15 protein-coding genes are annotated in these 15,404 nt (G+C 60.4%); 3 read left to right on the forward strand and 12 right to left on the reverse strand.

Translation table 11 applies throughout. The annotated features are described in order from the left end of the window. Positions 1–37: 37 nt before the first annotated feature. The 5 genes from FHX08_RS00310 to FHX08_RS00330 are packed head-to-tail and all read right to left on the reverse strand — an operon-like array spanning position 38 to position 4,599. Positions 38–736 carry an ABC transporter ATP-binding protein gene (locus FHX08_RS00310; protein WP_132653295.1) on the reverse strand — a complete coding sequence of 233 codons (699 nt, stop codon included), beginning with the start codon at positions 734–736 and terminating at the stop codon, positions 38–40. Next, the gene (locus FHX08_RS00315; RefSeq protein ID WP_132653296.1) at positions 736–1,482 is read right to left on the reverse strand and encodes an ABC transporter ATP-binding protein; all 747 of its coding nucleotides are present in this window, start codon (positions 1,480–1,482) and stop codon (positions 736–738) included. Before FHX08_RS00315 ends, FHX08_RS00310 begins: the two co-directional genes overlap by 1 nt. Next, positions 1,479–2,513: a branched-chain amino acid ABC transporter permease gene (locus FHX08_RS00320; RefSeq protein ID WP_132653297.1), complete on the reverse strand. Its 1,035-nt coding sequence runs from the start codon at positions 2,511–2,513 to the stop codon at positions 1,479–1,481. The genes FHX08_RS00315 and FHX08_RS00320 overlap by 4 nt, the downstream gene beginning before the upstream one ends. Next, a complete protein-coding gene (locus FHX08_RS00325; RefSeq protein ID WP_132653298.1) occupies positions 2,510–3,370 on the reverse strand; it encodes a branched-chain amino acid ABC transporter permease in 861 nt (286 codons plus the stop codon). The genes FHX08_RS00320 and FHX08_RS00325 overlap by 4 nt, the downstream gene beginning before the upstream one ends. Before the next feature lie 53 nt (positions 3,371–3,423). After that, entirely contained in the window at positions 3,424–4,599 is a 1,176-nt protein-coding gene (locus FHX08_RS00330) for an ABC transporter substrate-binding protein (RefSeq protein WP_132653299.1), read from the reverse strand. 333 nt (positions 4,600–4,932) lie between these two features. On the opposite strand from FHX08_RS00330, the gene ppk2 reads away from it, so the two are divergent. Continuing rightward, positions 4,933–5,841 carry a polyphosphate kinase 2 gene (gene ppk2 / locus FHX08_RS00335; RefSeq protein ID WP_132653300.1) on the forward strand — a complete coding sequence of 303 codons (909 nt, stop codon included), beginning with the start codon at positions 4,933–4,935 and terminating at the stop codon, positions 5,839–5,841. A gap of 132 nt (positions 5,842–5,973) precedes the next feature. Here the strand turns inward: ppk2 and FHX08_RS00340 are convergent, their stop codons facing one another. The 4 genes from FHX08_RS00340 to FHX08_RS00355 all read right to left on the reverse strand — a co-directional run bounded on the left by FHX08_RS00340 (position 5,974) and on the right by FHX08_RS00355 (position 10,142). Continuing rightward, entirely contained in the window at positions 5,974–6,816 is an 843-nt protein-coding gene (locus tag FHX08_RS00340; protein WP_132653301.1) for an ABC transporter permease, read from the reverse strand. Between the two features lie 3 nt (positions 6,817–6,819). Next, positions 6,820–7,701: an ABC transporter permease gene (locus FHX08_RS00345; RefSeq protein WP_132653302.1), complete on the reverse strand. Its 882-nt coding sequence runs from the start codon at positions 7,699–7,701 to the stop codon at positions 6,820–6,822. Beyond that, positions 7,698–8,807, reverse strand: coding sequence for an ABC transporter ATP-binding protein (locus FHX08_RS00350; RefSeq protein WP_132653303.1), 1,110 nt, complete (start codon positions 8,805–8,807; stop codon positions 7,698–7,700). The genes FHX08_RS00345 and FHX08_RS00350 overlap by 4 nt, the downstream gene beginning before the upstream one ends. Positions 8,808–8,966: 159 nt before the next feature. Next, positions 8,967–10,142: an extracellular solute-binding protein gene (locus FHX08_RS00355; protein ID WP_132653304.1), complete on the reverse strand. Its 1,176-nt coding sequence runs from the start codon at positions 10,140–10,142 to the stop codon at positions 8,967–8,969. A gap of 239 nt (positions 10,143–10,381) precedes the next feature. Between FHX08_RS00355 and FHX08_RS00360 the strand changes: the two genes are divergently transcribed. Beyond that, on the forward strand, positions 10,382–11,104 hold the full coding sequence (locus FHX08_RS00360; protein WP_132653305.1) for a GntR family transcriptional regulator: 723 nt from the start codon (positions 10,382–10,384) through the stop codon (positions 11,102–11,104). A 30-nt stretch (positions 11,105–11,134) separates the two neighbouring features. Continuing rightward, positions 11,135–12,322, forward strand: a complete 1,188-nt coding sequence (gene uxuA / locus FHX08_RS00365; protein ID WP_132653306.1) for a mannonate dehydratase — start codon at positions 11,135–11,137, stop codon at positions 12,320–12,322. A gap of 231 nt (positions 12,323–12,553) precedes the next feature. Here uxuA and FHX08_RS00370 read toward each other — a convergent pair whose 3' ends face one another. From FHX08_RS00370 to FHX08_RS00380, 3 genes are all read right to left on the reverse strand, one after another. Beyond that, on the reverse strand, positions 12,554–12,922 hold the full coding sequence (locus tag FHX08_RS00370) for a response regulator transcription factor (RefSeq protein WP_132653307.1): 369 nt from the start codon (positions 12,920–12,922) through the stop codon (positions 12,554–12,556). A gap of 92 nt (positions 12,923–13,014) precedes the next feature. Beyond that, on the reverse strand, positions 13,015–13,662 hold the full coding sequence (locus FHX08_RS00375) for a response regulator transcription factor (RefSeq protein WP_132653308.1): 648 nt from the start codon (positions 13,660–13,662) through the stop codon (positions 13,015–13,017). Then, complete coding sequence (locus FHX08_RS00380) at positions 13,649–15,238, reverse strand: sensor histidine kinase (protein ID WP_132653309.1); 1,590 nt, start codon at positions 15,236–15,238, stop codon at positions 13,649–13,651. The genes FHX08_RS00375 and FHX08_RS00380 overlap by 14 nt, the downstream gene beginning before the upstream one ends. Positions 15,239–15,404: the final 166 nt, after the last annotated feature.

Raw genomic sequence — 15,404 nt, forward strand, 5'->3', positions numbered from 1 at the left:
TTATCGCAAACCGCTGCACACTTTTGCGCGACATGCTTTAGACGCTGAGATGCGCGTCGAGGGTCTCCGGTGAGGCCAGAAGCGCTTCGGACGTATTGCGGTAGGTAACCGCGCCACGTTCGAGCACGATAACCTCATCCGTCAGCGGCAGTACTTTGCGTGCCTTCTGCTCGACGATGATCGCCGACATGCCTTCGCCGGTGACGATGCGGCGAAGTGCGGCCAGAAGCTCGTCGACAATGATTGGAGCGAGGCCTTCCAACGGTTCATCGAGCAGCAGGACTTTTGGATTGAGCATCAATGCGCGAGCAATGGCGAGCATCTGCTGCTCGCCGCCCGAAAGCTGGTTGCCAAGATTGCGGCGGCGTTCCTGCAGGCGTGGGAACATGTGATAGACGCGGGTGACATTCCACGCGCCGGGGCGGGCGCTTGCCGTCAGATTTTCCTCCACCGTCAGCGAACGAAAGATGTTGCGCTCCTGCGGCACCCAGCCGATGCCGAGCGGCGCGCGCTGCTCGGCCCGCAGCCGCGTGATGTCGCGCTGCTGCAGATGAACGGAGCCGGCGTGGTGGGTGGTGACGCCGATGATGGTGTTGAGCAGAGTGGTCTTGCCGGCGCCGTTGCGGCCGAGCAATGCCAGCGAATGGCCTTCTTCCAGCGTGAAATCCACCTTGGCCAGCACATGCGCTTCGCCATAACCGGCGATGAGACGCTCGACCCGCAGCAGTTCGGCCATCAGGCATCCTCCCCGAGATAGATGGCTTTCACCTGCGGATCCCTGGAGATCTCGGCGACGGTTCCCTCGGCAAAAAGCGCGCCGGCGGCGAGCACCGAGATGCGGTCCGCGAAAGAGAAGACGAGATCCATGTCGTGTTCGATCAGCACGACTGTGACATTGGCCGGCAGTTCGCGGACGATGCCGAGAACCTCGTGGCGCTCCTCTTCCGGGACGCCGGCGGCCGGCTCGTCGAGCAGCAACACTTTCGGCTGCATGGCAATCGCCAGTGCGATCTCCAGCAGGCGCTGCTTGCCGTAGGGCAGCAGCGTTGTCTGAGTGCCCATGACATCAAGGAGGCGAAAGCGCTCCAGAAGGGAGGCTGCTTCATCGGCGACCTCGCGGTCCGCTGACAGCGACCGCCAGGCGAAGCGGCCATGGCCTTTGCGCTCGCTGATCGCCAACATGACGGAATCGAGCGGCGTGAAATCGCCGAAGAGCTGGTTGATCTGGAAGGTGCGCGAGAGGCCCTTGCCGACGCGGCGATAGGAAGACAGGCCGGTGATATCGTCGCCGCCGAGCAGGATCTGGCCGCTGTTCGGCGACAGAACGCCGGTCAGCAGGTTGATGATCGTGGTCTTGCCGGCGCCATTTGGGCCGATCAGGGCGTGGCGAGCGCCCTGGCGAACCTGCAGCGAGACATCGTTAGTGGCGACGAAGCCGCCGAAACGTTTGACGAGATGACGGGTTTCGAGGGCGAGCGTCATTTGCTTTCCTCCGCGACGGCGTGCTGTACCCGGGCCTCGCGCTTGCGCGCCGAGCCCGGCAGGAGGGTTTGCCAGCGTGTCAGACGCTCGCGGCCGATCAGAACCATGATGATGAGCACGAGGCCGATCCAGAACATCCAATATTGCGGTGTGATGACTGATAGCCAGTTGCGCAGAATGGAGAATACGACCGCGCCGAAGACGCCGCCATAGAGATAACCGACGCCGCCAATGACGAGCACCAGCAGCACCTCGGCTGAGCGGTGGAAGGCGAGTACGTCAGGCGAGACGAAGCTGGTTGTCTGGGTCAGCAGCGCGCCGGCGATGCCGGCATATACGGCCGAGATCGTGTAAATCGCGACGATGCGACGGGTGGGCGAAATGCCGAGCATGGAGGCGCGGCGCTGGTTGCGCTTGATCGCCTTCAGCGACAGGCCAAAGGGCGAATTGACGATGCGGCGGGCGACATAGATCAGAATGACAAGCACGATCAGGCAGTAAATGTAGCCGGTCCGGCCCCAGAGATCGAATTCGAAATAACCGAGGATCGGGTTCAGCATCACACCGCTCAGTCCGTCGGCGCCGCCGGTGAGCCAGGCTGCCTGATTGACGACTTCAGCGAGCAGCATTGCGACGCCAAAGGTGGTCATGAGGCGCGTCAGATCGGAGCCCCGCAGGATGAGGAAGCTCGTCAGGAATCCGAAGAGGCCACTGGCGAGGCCGGCTGCCAGCAGGCCGATAACCGGCTCGCCGGAGACATGGATGGCAAAGAGGCCGGCCGTATAGGCTCCGAGGCCGAACAAGGCGGCATGGCCGAGTGAAATGATACCGGCATAACCGAGGATGAGATCCAGTGAGATCGCAAAGAGCGCCAGGATAGCTATCTCCGTCAGGATCAGCATTTGCGACGGCAGGACGAAGATTGCGGCAATAGCGACCAGCCAGAGGGCAAATTCCCAGATTTGCCAGCGGTCGGCGCGCATCAAGAGCCCCATGGCTTCCTTGGAGGCGTTGTTGCATTCGCCGCTCATCGGCCGCCCTCCCGGGAGAAGAGGCCATGGGGCCGCAGGATCAGCACAAGGATCATGACGGCGTAGATGATGAAGGCGCCGAGCTGTGGAACGTAATATTTGCCGGCGACATCGGCGATGCCGAGCAGGAGCGCGGCAATGAAGGGGCCAGTGATGGACGAGGTGCCGCCGACAGTGACGACGATCATGAAATAGATCAGATATTTCAGCGGAAAGTTCGGATCGAGGCCGAGCAGTTCAGTGCCAAGCGCACCGCCGAGGCCGGCAAGGCCGGAGCCGAGTGCGAAGGTCAGCGCGAAAATGACGGATACGTTGATGCCCAAACCACGAGCGACGCGCCCGTCATCGACGGCAGCGCGCAGCTGGCTGCCGAAACGGGTGCGGGTGAGCGCCAGTTGCAGCGCGATGGTCAGCACCGCGCAGATAACAATGATGAAGAGCCGGTAGCGGCCGATATCGATGCCCAAAAAGCCAAAGCGGCCGCTGAGTTCCGGCGGCAGATTGATGAGCTGCTGCTGGCCCCCCATGAAATAGTCGATTGCTGCGATCGACATGAAGACGAGACCGATGGAGAAGAGCACCTGATCGAGATGCGATGACGAATAGAGGCGGCGGTAGAGCAGCCGTTCGAGTGCTACTCCGACAAGTGCTGTTACAATGAAGGCGGCTGGCAGGCACCAGTAGAAGGAGATGCCGTAGCGGTTCATCATGATAACGGTGATGTAGCCGCCGGCCATCGCGAAGGCGCCATGCGCGAGATTGACGAAATTCATCAGGCCCAGCGTGACCGACAATCCGCAGGCGAGAACAAAGAGAAGCATGCCATAGGCGATGCCGTCGAACAGGATTGTCAGCATGAGACCTCACTGCATCAAGCGGCGGAATTGCTTCCGCCGCCTGCTTCCTAGGCTTACTTGGAAGCCGTATTCGGATCGTGGATCTTCGGATAAGTCGCGAACTCGACATTGTAGAGCTCGCCATTCTTCTCCTTGACCTCGCGCATGTAAATATCTTGCACGATGTCGCGGGTATCAGGGTCGATGGTGATCGGGCCGCGCGGGCTGACGAACTCCATGCCCTTCATGGCTTCGACGAGCTTGGTTCCGTCCGTATCGCCACCGGTCTTTTCAAGCGCGGCATAGGCGACATGCATAGCGTCATAACCGCCAACCGACATGAAGTTCGGGCGCATGTTCTTGTTGGCCTTGCGGACTTCGGCGACGAAAGCCTTATTTTCCGGGCTGTCGTGATCGGTCGAATAGAAATGACCTGTTATGACGCCCTTGGCCGCCAGGCCCATGCCGTTCAGCAGATCGTCATCAGTCACGTCGCCGGTGGCGATCAGCTTGATGCCGGCATCTGCGAGGCCACGATCGACGAACTGCTTCATGAAGATCGCGCCGACGCCTGAAGGCACGAAGACGAAGAGGGCATCAGGCTTCGCATCGCGCACACGCTGAAGGAAGGGTGCGAAATCCGGGTTCTGCAGGGGGACGCGGAGCGCTTCGACAACCGTGCCGCCTTCCTTCTTGAACTGATCGGTGAAGCCCTTTTCGATGTCGATGCCCGGACCGTAGTCGGTCACCAGCGTGACGACGCGCTTCAGGTTGTTCTGGACGGCCCAGGTGGCGACCGGCACGGCGGATTGCGGGCCGGCCATCGAAGTGCGCACGAAATAAGGCGATTGCTTCATGATGGCGGAAGTCGTGGCCGAGGTGATGATCGCCGGGATTTTTGCCTGGTTGAGAACCGGGGCGACGCCCATGGCAAGCGGCGTGAGGCCGAAACCAACGAGCATCTTGACGCCGTCATTGACGACGAGTTCCTGGGCGATGCGGCGGGTCTGGTCGGCTGTGCCGGCATCGTCGCGCAGGACAAGCTCGATCTTCTTGCCTGCAACCGTATCGCCATTAATTGCCATGTATGCGCGAGCGCCGGCCTCGACTTGGCGTCCGGTCGACGCAAAGGGACCCGTCATCGGCAGGATGACGCCGATCTTCACCGTTTCCTGCGCAAATGCAGGCACGCCGGCAAGCGTTGCGAGTGCCGCGCCGGCTATCAACAATCTTCTCGTAAACGAAATCATGTATACTCCTCCCATTGTTGCGCATCATATCTCTCTCCCGAAGATATGCCCGCGACCAGAACGTTTTTCCTCTCTCCTCCAGAGGAAAAAGCTGATGTCGCGAAATAGCTCAGCAACATCAATGTATACATAAAACTTGACATGGCACAAGCTGCCGCCGCCTGTCAGGTCCGCCATTTGGGTCCGATGAAACGGCCATAAAAGGCCTGATAGGTGGTGTCTTACGCCTCCAGATTTTGGGTTTGGCCGAAGCAAATTTTCGATCGTCGCAACTCTGTCATATAGCTATGGCGAGAACGTGCTTTATCGAGCAAATGGAATAGGGAGCGCGCCATGATCGAAAACACCCAGCTCGACCGTATCAAGAATGAAATTGCCGACAGCTTCGATGAGGAGCTGGAAATGCAGATGGAGGAGGACCGGCTTGACGAGCTCGTTGCCGAGGGGATGTCCGGTCCGGCGGAGCAGACGCTCGACCGCAAGCTCTATTTCCGCGAACTCTTCCGCCTGCAGCATGAACTGGTTCGTCTTCAGGATTGGGTTCAGTACAAGAAGCTCAAGGTTGTCGTCCTCTTCGAAGGTCGCGACTCCGCTGGCAAGGGCGGCGCGATCAAGCGCGTGACCCAGCGCCTCAATCCGCGCGTCTGCCGCGTCGTGGCGCTTCCGGCGCCGACCGAACGCGAGCGGAATCAGTGGTATTTCCAGCGCTATACGCCGCATCTGCCGACGGCAGGCGAAATGGTGCTCTTCGACCGCAGCTGGTACAACCGTGCCGGCGTCGAGCGTGTCATGGGTTTCTGCACGAAGGACGAGCTGGAGGAGTTCTTTCGCTCCGTACCGGAATTCGAGCGCATGCTGGTTCGTTCCGGCATCATCCTTATCAAGTACTGGTTCTCGATCACTGACGAGGAACAGGAATTCCGCTTCAACATGCGTATTCACGATCCATTGAAGCAGTGGAAGCTGTCGCCGATGGACCTGCAAAGCCGAGTCCACTGGGAGGAGTATACAAAGGCCAAGGAAGAGATGCTGGACCGCACTCATATTCCGGAAGCGCCGTGGTGGGTCGTCCAGGCCGTGGACAAAAAGCGGGCACGTTTAAACTGCATCGCGCACCTGCTGACCCAGGTTCCCTACGAGGATGTGCCGAAGGAAGCGATCGTCCTGCCCGAACGCGTGCGCCACGACGATTATCACCGCATTCCGGTTCCGCCAGAAATGTACGTTCCCGAAGTCTATTGATTGAAAAGGCTGCTGCCGGAAACCGGCAGCAGCTTAGACTGAAACGCGTCGCGGTCTTTCAGACTCGCTCGTACGCTCTCTTTTGCGCATGTTCCTATTGCAACGCCGCTGGGCACTTTTGCGACATATACTTCAATGCGCCGACTGTTGCTTGGCGCGGGCGACGATCTGCGTCGGATTGACGAATTGCAGCGCGATGATCAGCCAGAAGAGTGTCGTCACCATATAGACCACAGCCATCGCGTCGATGGACTGGCCGGCCCGCACCCCTGAGGCAAAGACCGCATAATAGAGTGATACGACGAGGGTCTGGGTCTGCGGCCCCGATATCAGGAAGGTCAGCTCGAACATGGCGAGAGTGCGCACGAGCACCAGCAGCAGGGCGGCCAGCATGCCAGGCAGCAGGAGCGGCAGCAGGATGCGGATGAAAAGGCTCGTCGTGCCGGCGCCGAAGACGCGGGCGGCTGCCTCAATCCGTGGATCGATCTGCTCGATGAAGGGGATCATGACGAGCACCACGAAGGGGAAGGACGGCACGAGGTTGATCAGTACCACGCCCCAAAAGGTGCCGCCAAGGCCGAACTGATAGAGCACGGTTGCGAGCGGAATGCCGTAGGTGAGCGGCGGGATCAGCAGCGGCAGCAGGAAGAGCAGAATGATGGCGCGCTTGCCGGGAAAATCGCGCCGAGCCAGCGCGTAAGCTGTCATCACACCAAGAATGCCGGAGATGATGACGACGATGAAAACCATCTCGAAAGTGACGATCAGCACGCTGGAAAGCTGGAACTCGCTCCACGCGCTGAAATACCAGCGGTCGGTCCATCCGCGCGGCAACCATGTCCCGAGCCAGCGCGTTGCGAAGGAATTGAGGATAACGACCGCGATGACGGCAAGCAGATTGAGGACGAAAAGGCTGGCGAGCGCCCAGACGGCGAAGCGCCAGATCTTCGAGGTAAGGCCTTGGTCACGGATCATGGCTCAACCTTTCGTGCCGCCGGCGGGGCCGCGGTAGAAGAATGAACGTGCGCCGAGAACGGCGACGACAACGAAGAGCTCGACTCCACCCATGATGAGGGCGATTGCCGTGCCGTAGGAATGGTCATATTGCTCGAAGGCGGCCTGATAGGCGGCGATCGAGATGACACGCGTCGGACCGGCCGGAGCACCGAGCAGGACTGCCGAGGGGAAGACGGCGAAGGCCTGCACGAAGGATAGGCAGAAAGTCACGGCAAGGCCCGGCACCAGGAGCGGCAGGAAAACGCGCGTGAAGCGCTGCCGCGCATTGGCGCCAAGTGTTGCTGCGGCCTGCTCGATCGCGGGATCAATGCCGGTGATGTAGGAAAGCGTCAGCAGGAAGGCGAAGGGGAAGCCGGTGATCAGCAACGAGGCGAAAACACCCCAGTAGTTGTTGGTGAGTTTGATCGGCGAATCCAGAATTCCGAAGAGCATGAGCGTCTGATTGAACCAGCCTCGTGGGCCGAGATAGGTCAAAAGGCCATCGGCGACGAAGACCGTACCAAGTGTGATCGGCAGCACGAGGATCGTTGTCAGCAGCCGCTGGCGGCGCATCAGGCGGACACGGAAGGCGACCGGGATTGCGAAGGCGAGGTTGACGATCGTCACCGGTAGGGCGAGCCACATGGTATTGGCGATCGTGCCGTATTGGAACTGATCGGAGAAGAACTTCGCATAATTCTCGTACCAGGGCCCGCCATCCTTCGGTATGAGCGAGTCCGCCACCCCATAAACGAAGGGATAGATGAACAGGGCAATCATGAAGATCAGGCCCGGCAGCACGAGCAGCGTCGTGCCGTCGAGGCCCTGCGCGGCGAGCCTGGTTTTCAGGGATGGGCCGCTCATGCCGCTGCCCCCTTGAAGACGAGCGCACGGCCCGCGGCTGGCTGCAGGGTGGCTGAAGAGCCGCGCGGCAGGGCATCATCGGCGCGGAAATAGAGCTCCGATCCATCCTTCGAGCGGGCCATGCCAAAGAAGGCGCGGCCCCGATATTCGGTGCTGGCGACAGTCACCGGGACCCCGGTGCCGTCGATGGTCGCGACGAGGTCTTCCGGACGTACCGAGAGAACGGCGGCATCGCCGACCTTGAGCGTATCGCGCATGGTTCCGCTCAGCCGCGCACCGGCGGCTTCGATTTCGGCTTCGTGGCCGGAGACGGAAATAACGCGACCGGGAATGCGGGTGCGGAAGCCCATGAAGTCAGCGACCTCCAGATTGACCGGACGCTGGTAGAGATCCTGAGGCGTCCCGATCTGCTGGATATGACCCTGGCTCATGACGACGATACGGTCGGCAAGCGACAGCGCCTCGTCCTGGTCGTGAGTGACATAGATGGTCGTCGAGCCGATCTGATCGTGGATGCCGCGGATTTCGGCCCGCATCTCCAGGCGCAGCTTGGCGTCCAGATTGGAGAGCGGTTCGTCCATCAGCACGATCGGCGGGCGGATGACGATCGCACGGGCAATGGCCACGCGCTGCTGCTGACCACCGGAGAGCTGGCCGGGCAATTTGTCCGCCTGGCTTTCAAGCCGCACGAGCGCCAGCGCATCGATGATGCGCTTGTCGGCTTCTGCGCCGCGAATTCCCTGCATGGCAAGACCGAAGCCGACATTTTTGCGCACGCTCATGTGCGGGAAGAGGGCATAGCTCTGGAAGACCATGCCGAAGCCGCGCTTTTCCGGCTCCAATTGGTCGATACGATTACCGCCGAGGCGGATTTCGCCGCCGGACAGGCCAAGCAAGCCGGCGATGCAGTTCAGGGCTGTTGACTTGCCGCAGCCCGAGGGGCCGAGAAGCGCGATGAATTCGCCTGGTTCGATCGCGAGATCGATGCCGTCGAGGGCATTGTAGGCGCCAAAGGATCGCCTGATACCATCAAGCTCAAGTCGCGCATTCTTCCGCGATGACAGCGCTGCTGCGTTTTGAACCGGCAAAGTCAATACAATCTCCATTTATCGGCGGTCATAGCCGATAGAGCCTCTCCGTCTTTTTGAGTGGCGGAGATGCTCCATCTCTTTTCAAGCAATTCCGGATGCAAGACCGCTGCACATGTTTGCCGGAACTGTTTCAGAAATCCGGCGCCGGAAGCCGGCGCCGGGTCGTTTCGACAATCAGCCCTTCTTGGCGCCTATCTTTTCGTCCCAGATGCGGAAAGCCTGGACGAGCTGTTTCGGCTCGAGCGGCACTTCCAACGGGCTGCCGGCAATCCAGTCAGCATATTCCGGCCGGCCGAATTCCTTGATGGTTTCCTGGCTTTCTGTCGGTGCCATTTCGAGCGTGACATCCTTCACCGCCGGGCCGGGATAGAAGTACCCGGCGTCATAGGCGATGGCCTGCTGTTGCGGCTGATAGATAAAGTTCAGCACATCGAGCAGAACGCCGACCTTCTCGTCGGAGACACCCTTCGGGATCGCCGCATAGTGAGCGTCGGTAACCCAGTGGAAGCCATCAAGCTTGCCGACCTTGGCTTCCTCGGGAACGATCCCGAGCGCGCGCGGATTGATATCCCAACCCGTCGTGGTGGCGACGATGTCGCGTGTGCCTTCGCCGAGTTCCTTGAAGACCACAGCGGTGCCGGTCGGATAATATTCAATGTTTTCGCCGAGGGCTGCCAGATATTCCCAGGTCTTAGTCCAACCGTTGACCGGGTCGCGCGGGTTACTGTCGCCGAGGAGATAGGGCAGACCCATCAGCAAGGTGCGGCCGGGGCCGGAGTTTGCGGGACGGGCATAGAGAAACTTGTTCTTGTTCTGCTTCGTCCAGTCGAGCAGTTCCTGCGCGGTCTTCGGCGGGGTTGCCACCTTGTCCGGCATATATTCGATCAGCGGGCCGGACGGGTAATAGGTAATGACAACGCCCTGATCCTTGGCGAGCGCCTGCATCTTGAAGGCCTGTGGCAGCAGGATGCTTTCGAGGTTCGGAAGGGCGGATTTTTTGCTGGACATGTCGATCCAGAGACCCTGGTCGACACCAGCGGACAGTGCGTCCGTGCCGGTCAGAACGAGATCGATATCGACCTTGCCGGCAGCCTGTTGGGCCTGGATCTTGGCCGGCAGTTCAGGGGCGGGGGCCTTGGTAAAGGAAAAGCTGGAAACGAATTCCGGCTTGGCCTTGGCATAATTTTCGAACATGCCCTGTGTCAGCGCCAGATTGCCGGCGACATCGACGATGGTGATGGTCACCGGGCTTGCAGGCGCCTTCGCCTGGGCGAAGGCGCGGAGCGGAAGCATTCCGGCCGCGGCGACGCCGGCAGCTCCGCCGACAAATGTTCTGCGTGTGATCTTCATTCTATCCTCCTCTTTTGCGGCGGTGCCGGCCTTTGCCCCGAGCGCCCGCCCGTTTGCATCGAAATGCACGTCTCAAGTCTCGACGCGCCGGTTTCTCGGCGACATCAAAATGCCCGCAGCTGGAAGCTTTTCCTCCGGGTGCAATGCCGGGCCGCTGTTCTCCTCCGCGGCGTCTCTTGGCAACAGAATTCAATTGATATACTAGTATGCACGAAAGTGTCAACGTCCTGAGACTATGCATGCAGCACGCTTCCGACTCTGAAATCCTCGCTTTCCCGGCGCCGCGCGACGCCGCCGGGAAGATCCGCCGCGTGACGACGGCGGCGGCTATCCACGAGCGGCTGCATGCCGATATCGTGTCGCTGAGGATTCCACCGGGAACGGCGCTGCAGGAAAAGCGGATTGCCGAGGATTTCGGGGTCAGCCGCACGCCGGTGCGCGAGGCGCTGCTGAGGCTTTCCGAAGGCGGGCTCGTCGATATTTATCCGCAATCAGGCACAGTGGTTTCGCGGGTGCCGGTTTCGGCTATTCCGGAGGCGGTGGTCGTGCGCAAGGCGCTCGAAGGGACGACGGTTGAGACTGCGGCCGGCATTGCGACGGAAGCTGATATTGCGCGGCTCGATGTGATCATCGCCCGGCAGAAGACTTATGCGGCCCTCGGCGATGCCTCGAGCTTTCATGAGGAAGACGAAGTCTTTCATGAAGCGATCGCGCAGATTGCCGGTTATCCCGGCATCTGGACTATTTTGAAAACGGTGAAAGTGCAGATCGACCGGGCGCGGCGCCTGACGCTGCCGGTGCTCGGCCGCATGGACAATGTGGTGCACGAGCACATGGTGATCCGCAACGCTATCGCGGCGCATGACGTCGAAGCGGCGCGCGAAGCCATGATCCATCACCTGGGGGCCGTTATACCCGATGTGGCGGAGCTGCGCTCGCAGTTCCCCGACTATTTCTGCTGAGAACACGAGAGATCAAGGGAGAGAGACGAAATGCGGCAAGGTTGGAGATGGTTTGGGCCGGAGGCGCCGGTGACGCTGGACGAGGTGCGCCAAACTGGCGCGACGAACATTGTTTCGTCGCTGCATCAGGTGCCGATCGGCCGCGCCTGGACCGAGGCGGAAGTGCGCGAGCGTCAGTCACTAATCGAAACGACGCCGGCCGGCCGCTCACCGCTGATCTGGAGCGTCGTTGAAAGCATTCCGATTCCCGATGCCGTCAAGCGCAAGGGTGGACAGGCCAAGGCCGAGATCGAGGCCTGGATTGCCAGCCTGGAAGCTGTTGCGGCCTGTGGCATCCCGATCGTCTGTTACAACTTCATGCCCGTCGTCGACTGGACCCGCACCGACCTTGATTATGTGACGCCGACCGGCGCAACCGCGATGCGCTTCGACCATGAGCGTTTCGCGGCCTTCGAGCTCTTCGTGCTGCAACGCCCGGGCGCCACCGAAGAATATTCGGAGCAAGACAGGGCGCGGGCCAAGGCCGTCTATGAGAGCATGACGGAAGCAGAGATTGCGGAGATTACCCGCATTATCACTTCCGCCCTGCCGGGCTCGACAACCGAGCCGCTGACCATTCCGGCTTTCCGTGAAAAGCTCATCGCTTATCAGGGTATCGATGCGAAGAAGCTCCGCCAGCATCTCATCGAATTCCTGGAAGCCGTTGTACCGGTCGCAGAAGCACGCGGCGTGAAGCTGACGCTGCATCCCGACGATCCGCCGCGTTCGCTTTTCGGCCTGCCGCGTATCGCTTCGACGGCTGAGGATTATGCCGCGCTTTTCGATGCCGTACCGGCGGCCGCCAATGGCATGTGCTACTGCACCGGCAGCCTCGGCGTGCGCGCCGATAATGATCTGCCGGCGATTGCGCGTCGCTTTGCCTCGCGCATCTATTTTGCCCATTTGCGTGCTACGACCCGCGAAGGCGATGGCCGCACCTTCCACGAAAGCGCACATCTGGAAGGTGATGTGAACATGGTTGCGGTGCTGAAGGAGCTGGTTGCCGAGGATCGCCGCCGCAGCGCGGATCTGTCAATCGTCTTCCGCTCGGACCACGGACACCGCATGCTCGACGACCTGCAGAAGAATGTCACGCCCGGCTATCCGGCGATCGGCCGTCTTCGCGGCCTCGCCGAACTGCGCGGCATTTTGTATGCACTCGACGCAGTGCCGACCTGATTTCCTTATTTTGATGCAATTCCGGCAAAGCCTGCGTGCTTTTGCCGGACTTGTTCAGTCTCGGCGGCTTGCCGCCGAGAGCTGCCACAGCGCTTCGACGGCCCGTTCGGCATCGGCTGAGGGCTGGTATTCGCAGACAGGATTTTTCAGCTCCAGGCGCAAAAGCGCGCAGCGGAACTTGTAATCGGCGCCGGTTGAGTAAGCAATATCCGGAGACCACGTGGTGGGATCTTACGGCTTCAAAGCGATTTCCAGATAGTTGATGAGGGAATCGAATTCGACTGGCTTGCCCAGAAAGGCCAGCGCACCGCCTTCCATGGCCGCCGTGCGGGTTCGCTCGTCGCGATAGGAGGTCATGAAGATCATCGGCGGCTTCTCAGGTTCGCCGTTGAGGATTTCCTGCAATTCGATGCCGCTGAGGCCGGGCATCTTGACATCGACCAGCATGCAGTCGATTGCCGCCCTGTCGTCAAAGGCCAGAAATTCTTCCGCCGAGGCAAAAAGCCTGCTCTGGTAGCCGCAGGACTGGATCAGATCATCAAGAGCCTCCCGGATGGCCTGGTCGTCATCGACGACCGCGATTGTGGATGTATGTGACACGAGATTAGTAGCCTTGCTTATTCTTGCATTATGCTGCGTTCATTATGGAGGGCCGTACCGTCTCGCGGTACCATACAAGGGTCTAGGTTCCGCTATCTGCCTTCCAGCATTTCGGCCTTGCGAACCAGATCGGCCACCGAGCGGACCTGCATCTTGCGCATGACATTGCCGCGATGCAGCTTCACGGTGATTTCGCTGATGCCGAGATCATAGGCGATCTGTTTGTTCATCAGGCCCTTGACGACGGCGGCCATCACTTCCCGCTCGCGCGGGGTCAGCGTATCGACCAGCGAGGCAACGGCATCGCTTGCCGCCATTTCGCGCCGGCGGGTCATGTCCTTTTCGATCGCGACGCCAACGGCATCGAGAATATCCTGGTCGCGGAAGGGCTTGGTCAGGAAGTCGACGGCACCGGCTTTCATGGCGCGCACGCTCATTGGAATATCGCCGAAGCCTGTCATGAAGACGATAGGCATCCTGCTGCCAATCCGTTCCAGATGAAGCTGGAAATCCAGGCCGCTGAGGCCGGGCAGGCGCACGTCGAGGAGGATGCAGCCAGGTCGGCGCAGATCGGCTTTGTCGAGAAAGGCGGTCGTGGTGGCGAAGGAAGCGGCCTCCATCTGGATCGACCGGAAGAGGTCGACCAGCGACTCGCGGATGGATTCGTCATCATCGACAACATAGACGATCGGCATTGTGGACTGAGCGGCTGCCTTCGATGCGGCACTAGTGTCGGTCATGGTCGTCCTCAATCGGTATGATCATTTCGAAGATGGCGCCGCCTTCAGGATGGTTGCCGGCCGTAAGCTGGCCGCCGCGAGCCTCCAGCGTGCTGCGGCAGATGGAAAGCCCCATGCCCATTCCAGCCGCCTTGGTCGTGAAGAAGGGCGTGAAGAGCTTTGTCATGGCCTCCTCGCTGATGCCAGGGCCAAAATCCCTGACGGAGAGCGTCACGAATATATCATCCTTCCTGGCGAGCGAGATCAGAATCTTGCGCTGGTCGATTGCCGTTTCGCGCATGGCCTGTATGGCGTTGGTGACAAGGTTGATGAGTACTTGCTGCAGTTCGATGCGGATCGCCTTCACTGCGGGCTGCCTTTCGGTCAGGTCGACCTCGAAGGTCACCATGTCGCGCTGGAAATCGTGCTCCATCAAGGTGCGCGTTTCCTCGATCAGCACTTCGAGATCGACATATTCGGGCACGCGATCGGTCTGCGTCAGCATCGAGCGCGTATTGTGAATAATCTCGCTTGCGCGCTGGCTATCGCGGATGATGCGCTCGGCCGAACGACGTACGGCGGCAAGATCCGGCGGTTCGCGGTTCAGCCAACGGAGCAGCGTTTGGGCGTTGACGACGATGGCGCCGAGCGGCTGGTTCAGCTCATGGGCGAGCGAGGCGGAAAGTGTGCCGACGGTTGCGGCGCGCGAGGCGCGAGCAAGCTCATCCTGAGCCTCGCGAATGGCCTTCTGCATCATTTCCCGCTGAGTGATATCCACCATGCCGACGACGACACGATTAAAGGCGGCGGGATCCTCAGGAAAGCTCATGCTTATAATGACAAGTCTGGTCTCGCCATTTTCGGCGATCAGATCGCCCTTGCCCTCGAAATGCCGTTCGCCGCGGAAGATGGCATTCAGCAGGTCCAAAAAGGCGTCGTCGTCAGGAGCGATGTGGCGGCGCATCGTGTGTGAGGGCAGGCCGCCGGCGACATGGCCAAGCAGCTCGAGAGCGGCGTCATTGGAGGCGATGGTGCGGATGAGACCCGTGCACGTGGCGATGATGCCGGGATTGGTGCGGTAGTATTCCTTGAGATCGTTCACGCCTTCTGCCTTCAAGGACATCAGGAAGGCGCGCACTGCGGAATAATCGCGCTCCCAGAGCGCGATGCGGCTGTGTTCGAAAATATAGCGGTAACGTGTCTCGCTGTCGCGGAGGTGCAGGTTGGCCTCGATGAGACCGGCTCGCGCGGTTTCGTTGCGGAGAATGAGAGCGCAGGTGATGGTGATGGCGGCCAGGGAAACCGCAAGGCGCAACTGCGCTGGGACATCTTCCCCCAGGCCGTGGGAGTAGAAATAGGCAAAAAGTGTGAGGGCGGTGCAGATGAGCGCGAGCAGCGTTGTTCCGATCCTCGTCAGCATTTCGGCAGCCAGCAGCAGCACGATGACATAGAGAACCGCGATGGCGCTTTGGATCTCGGTGAAGGCATCGACATAAAATACGGCGGCGCCAAGCACGAGTGCGATCAGGCCAAGTGTGATTTCATGCGAGAGTGTTCCTCGCGGGTTGATCAGCTTCCACAATACCGATGATCGCATGCCCCCTCGCTGGCTCCGGCCTTCACTTCCGCCGACTAATTCTGGCGTAGCTTAATGCGGTGTCTGACGGCGCAAAGCTATACAAAAGTGTTGGAAGTACAGGACAAATAATTCCGACGATCCGAAAGGAAAGACCGTCCCGGGCGGCGGGACGGTCTCTGGCGGA

Origin of the sequence: Rhizobium sp. BK529, assembly GCF_014194105.1 — a bacterium.
Classification (GTDB): domain Bacteria; phylum Pseudomonadota; class Alphaproteobacteria; order Rhizobiales; family Rhizobiaceae; genus Rhizobium.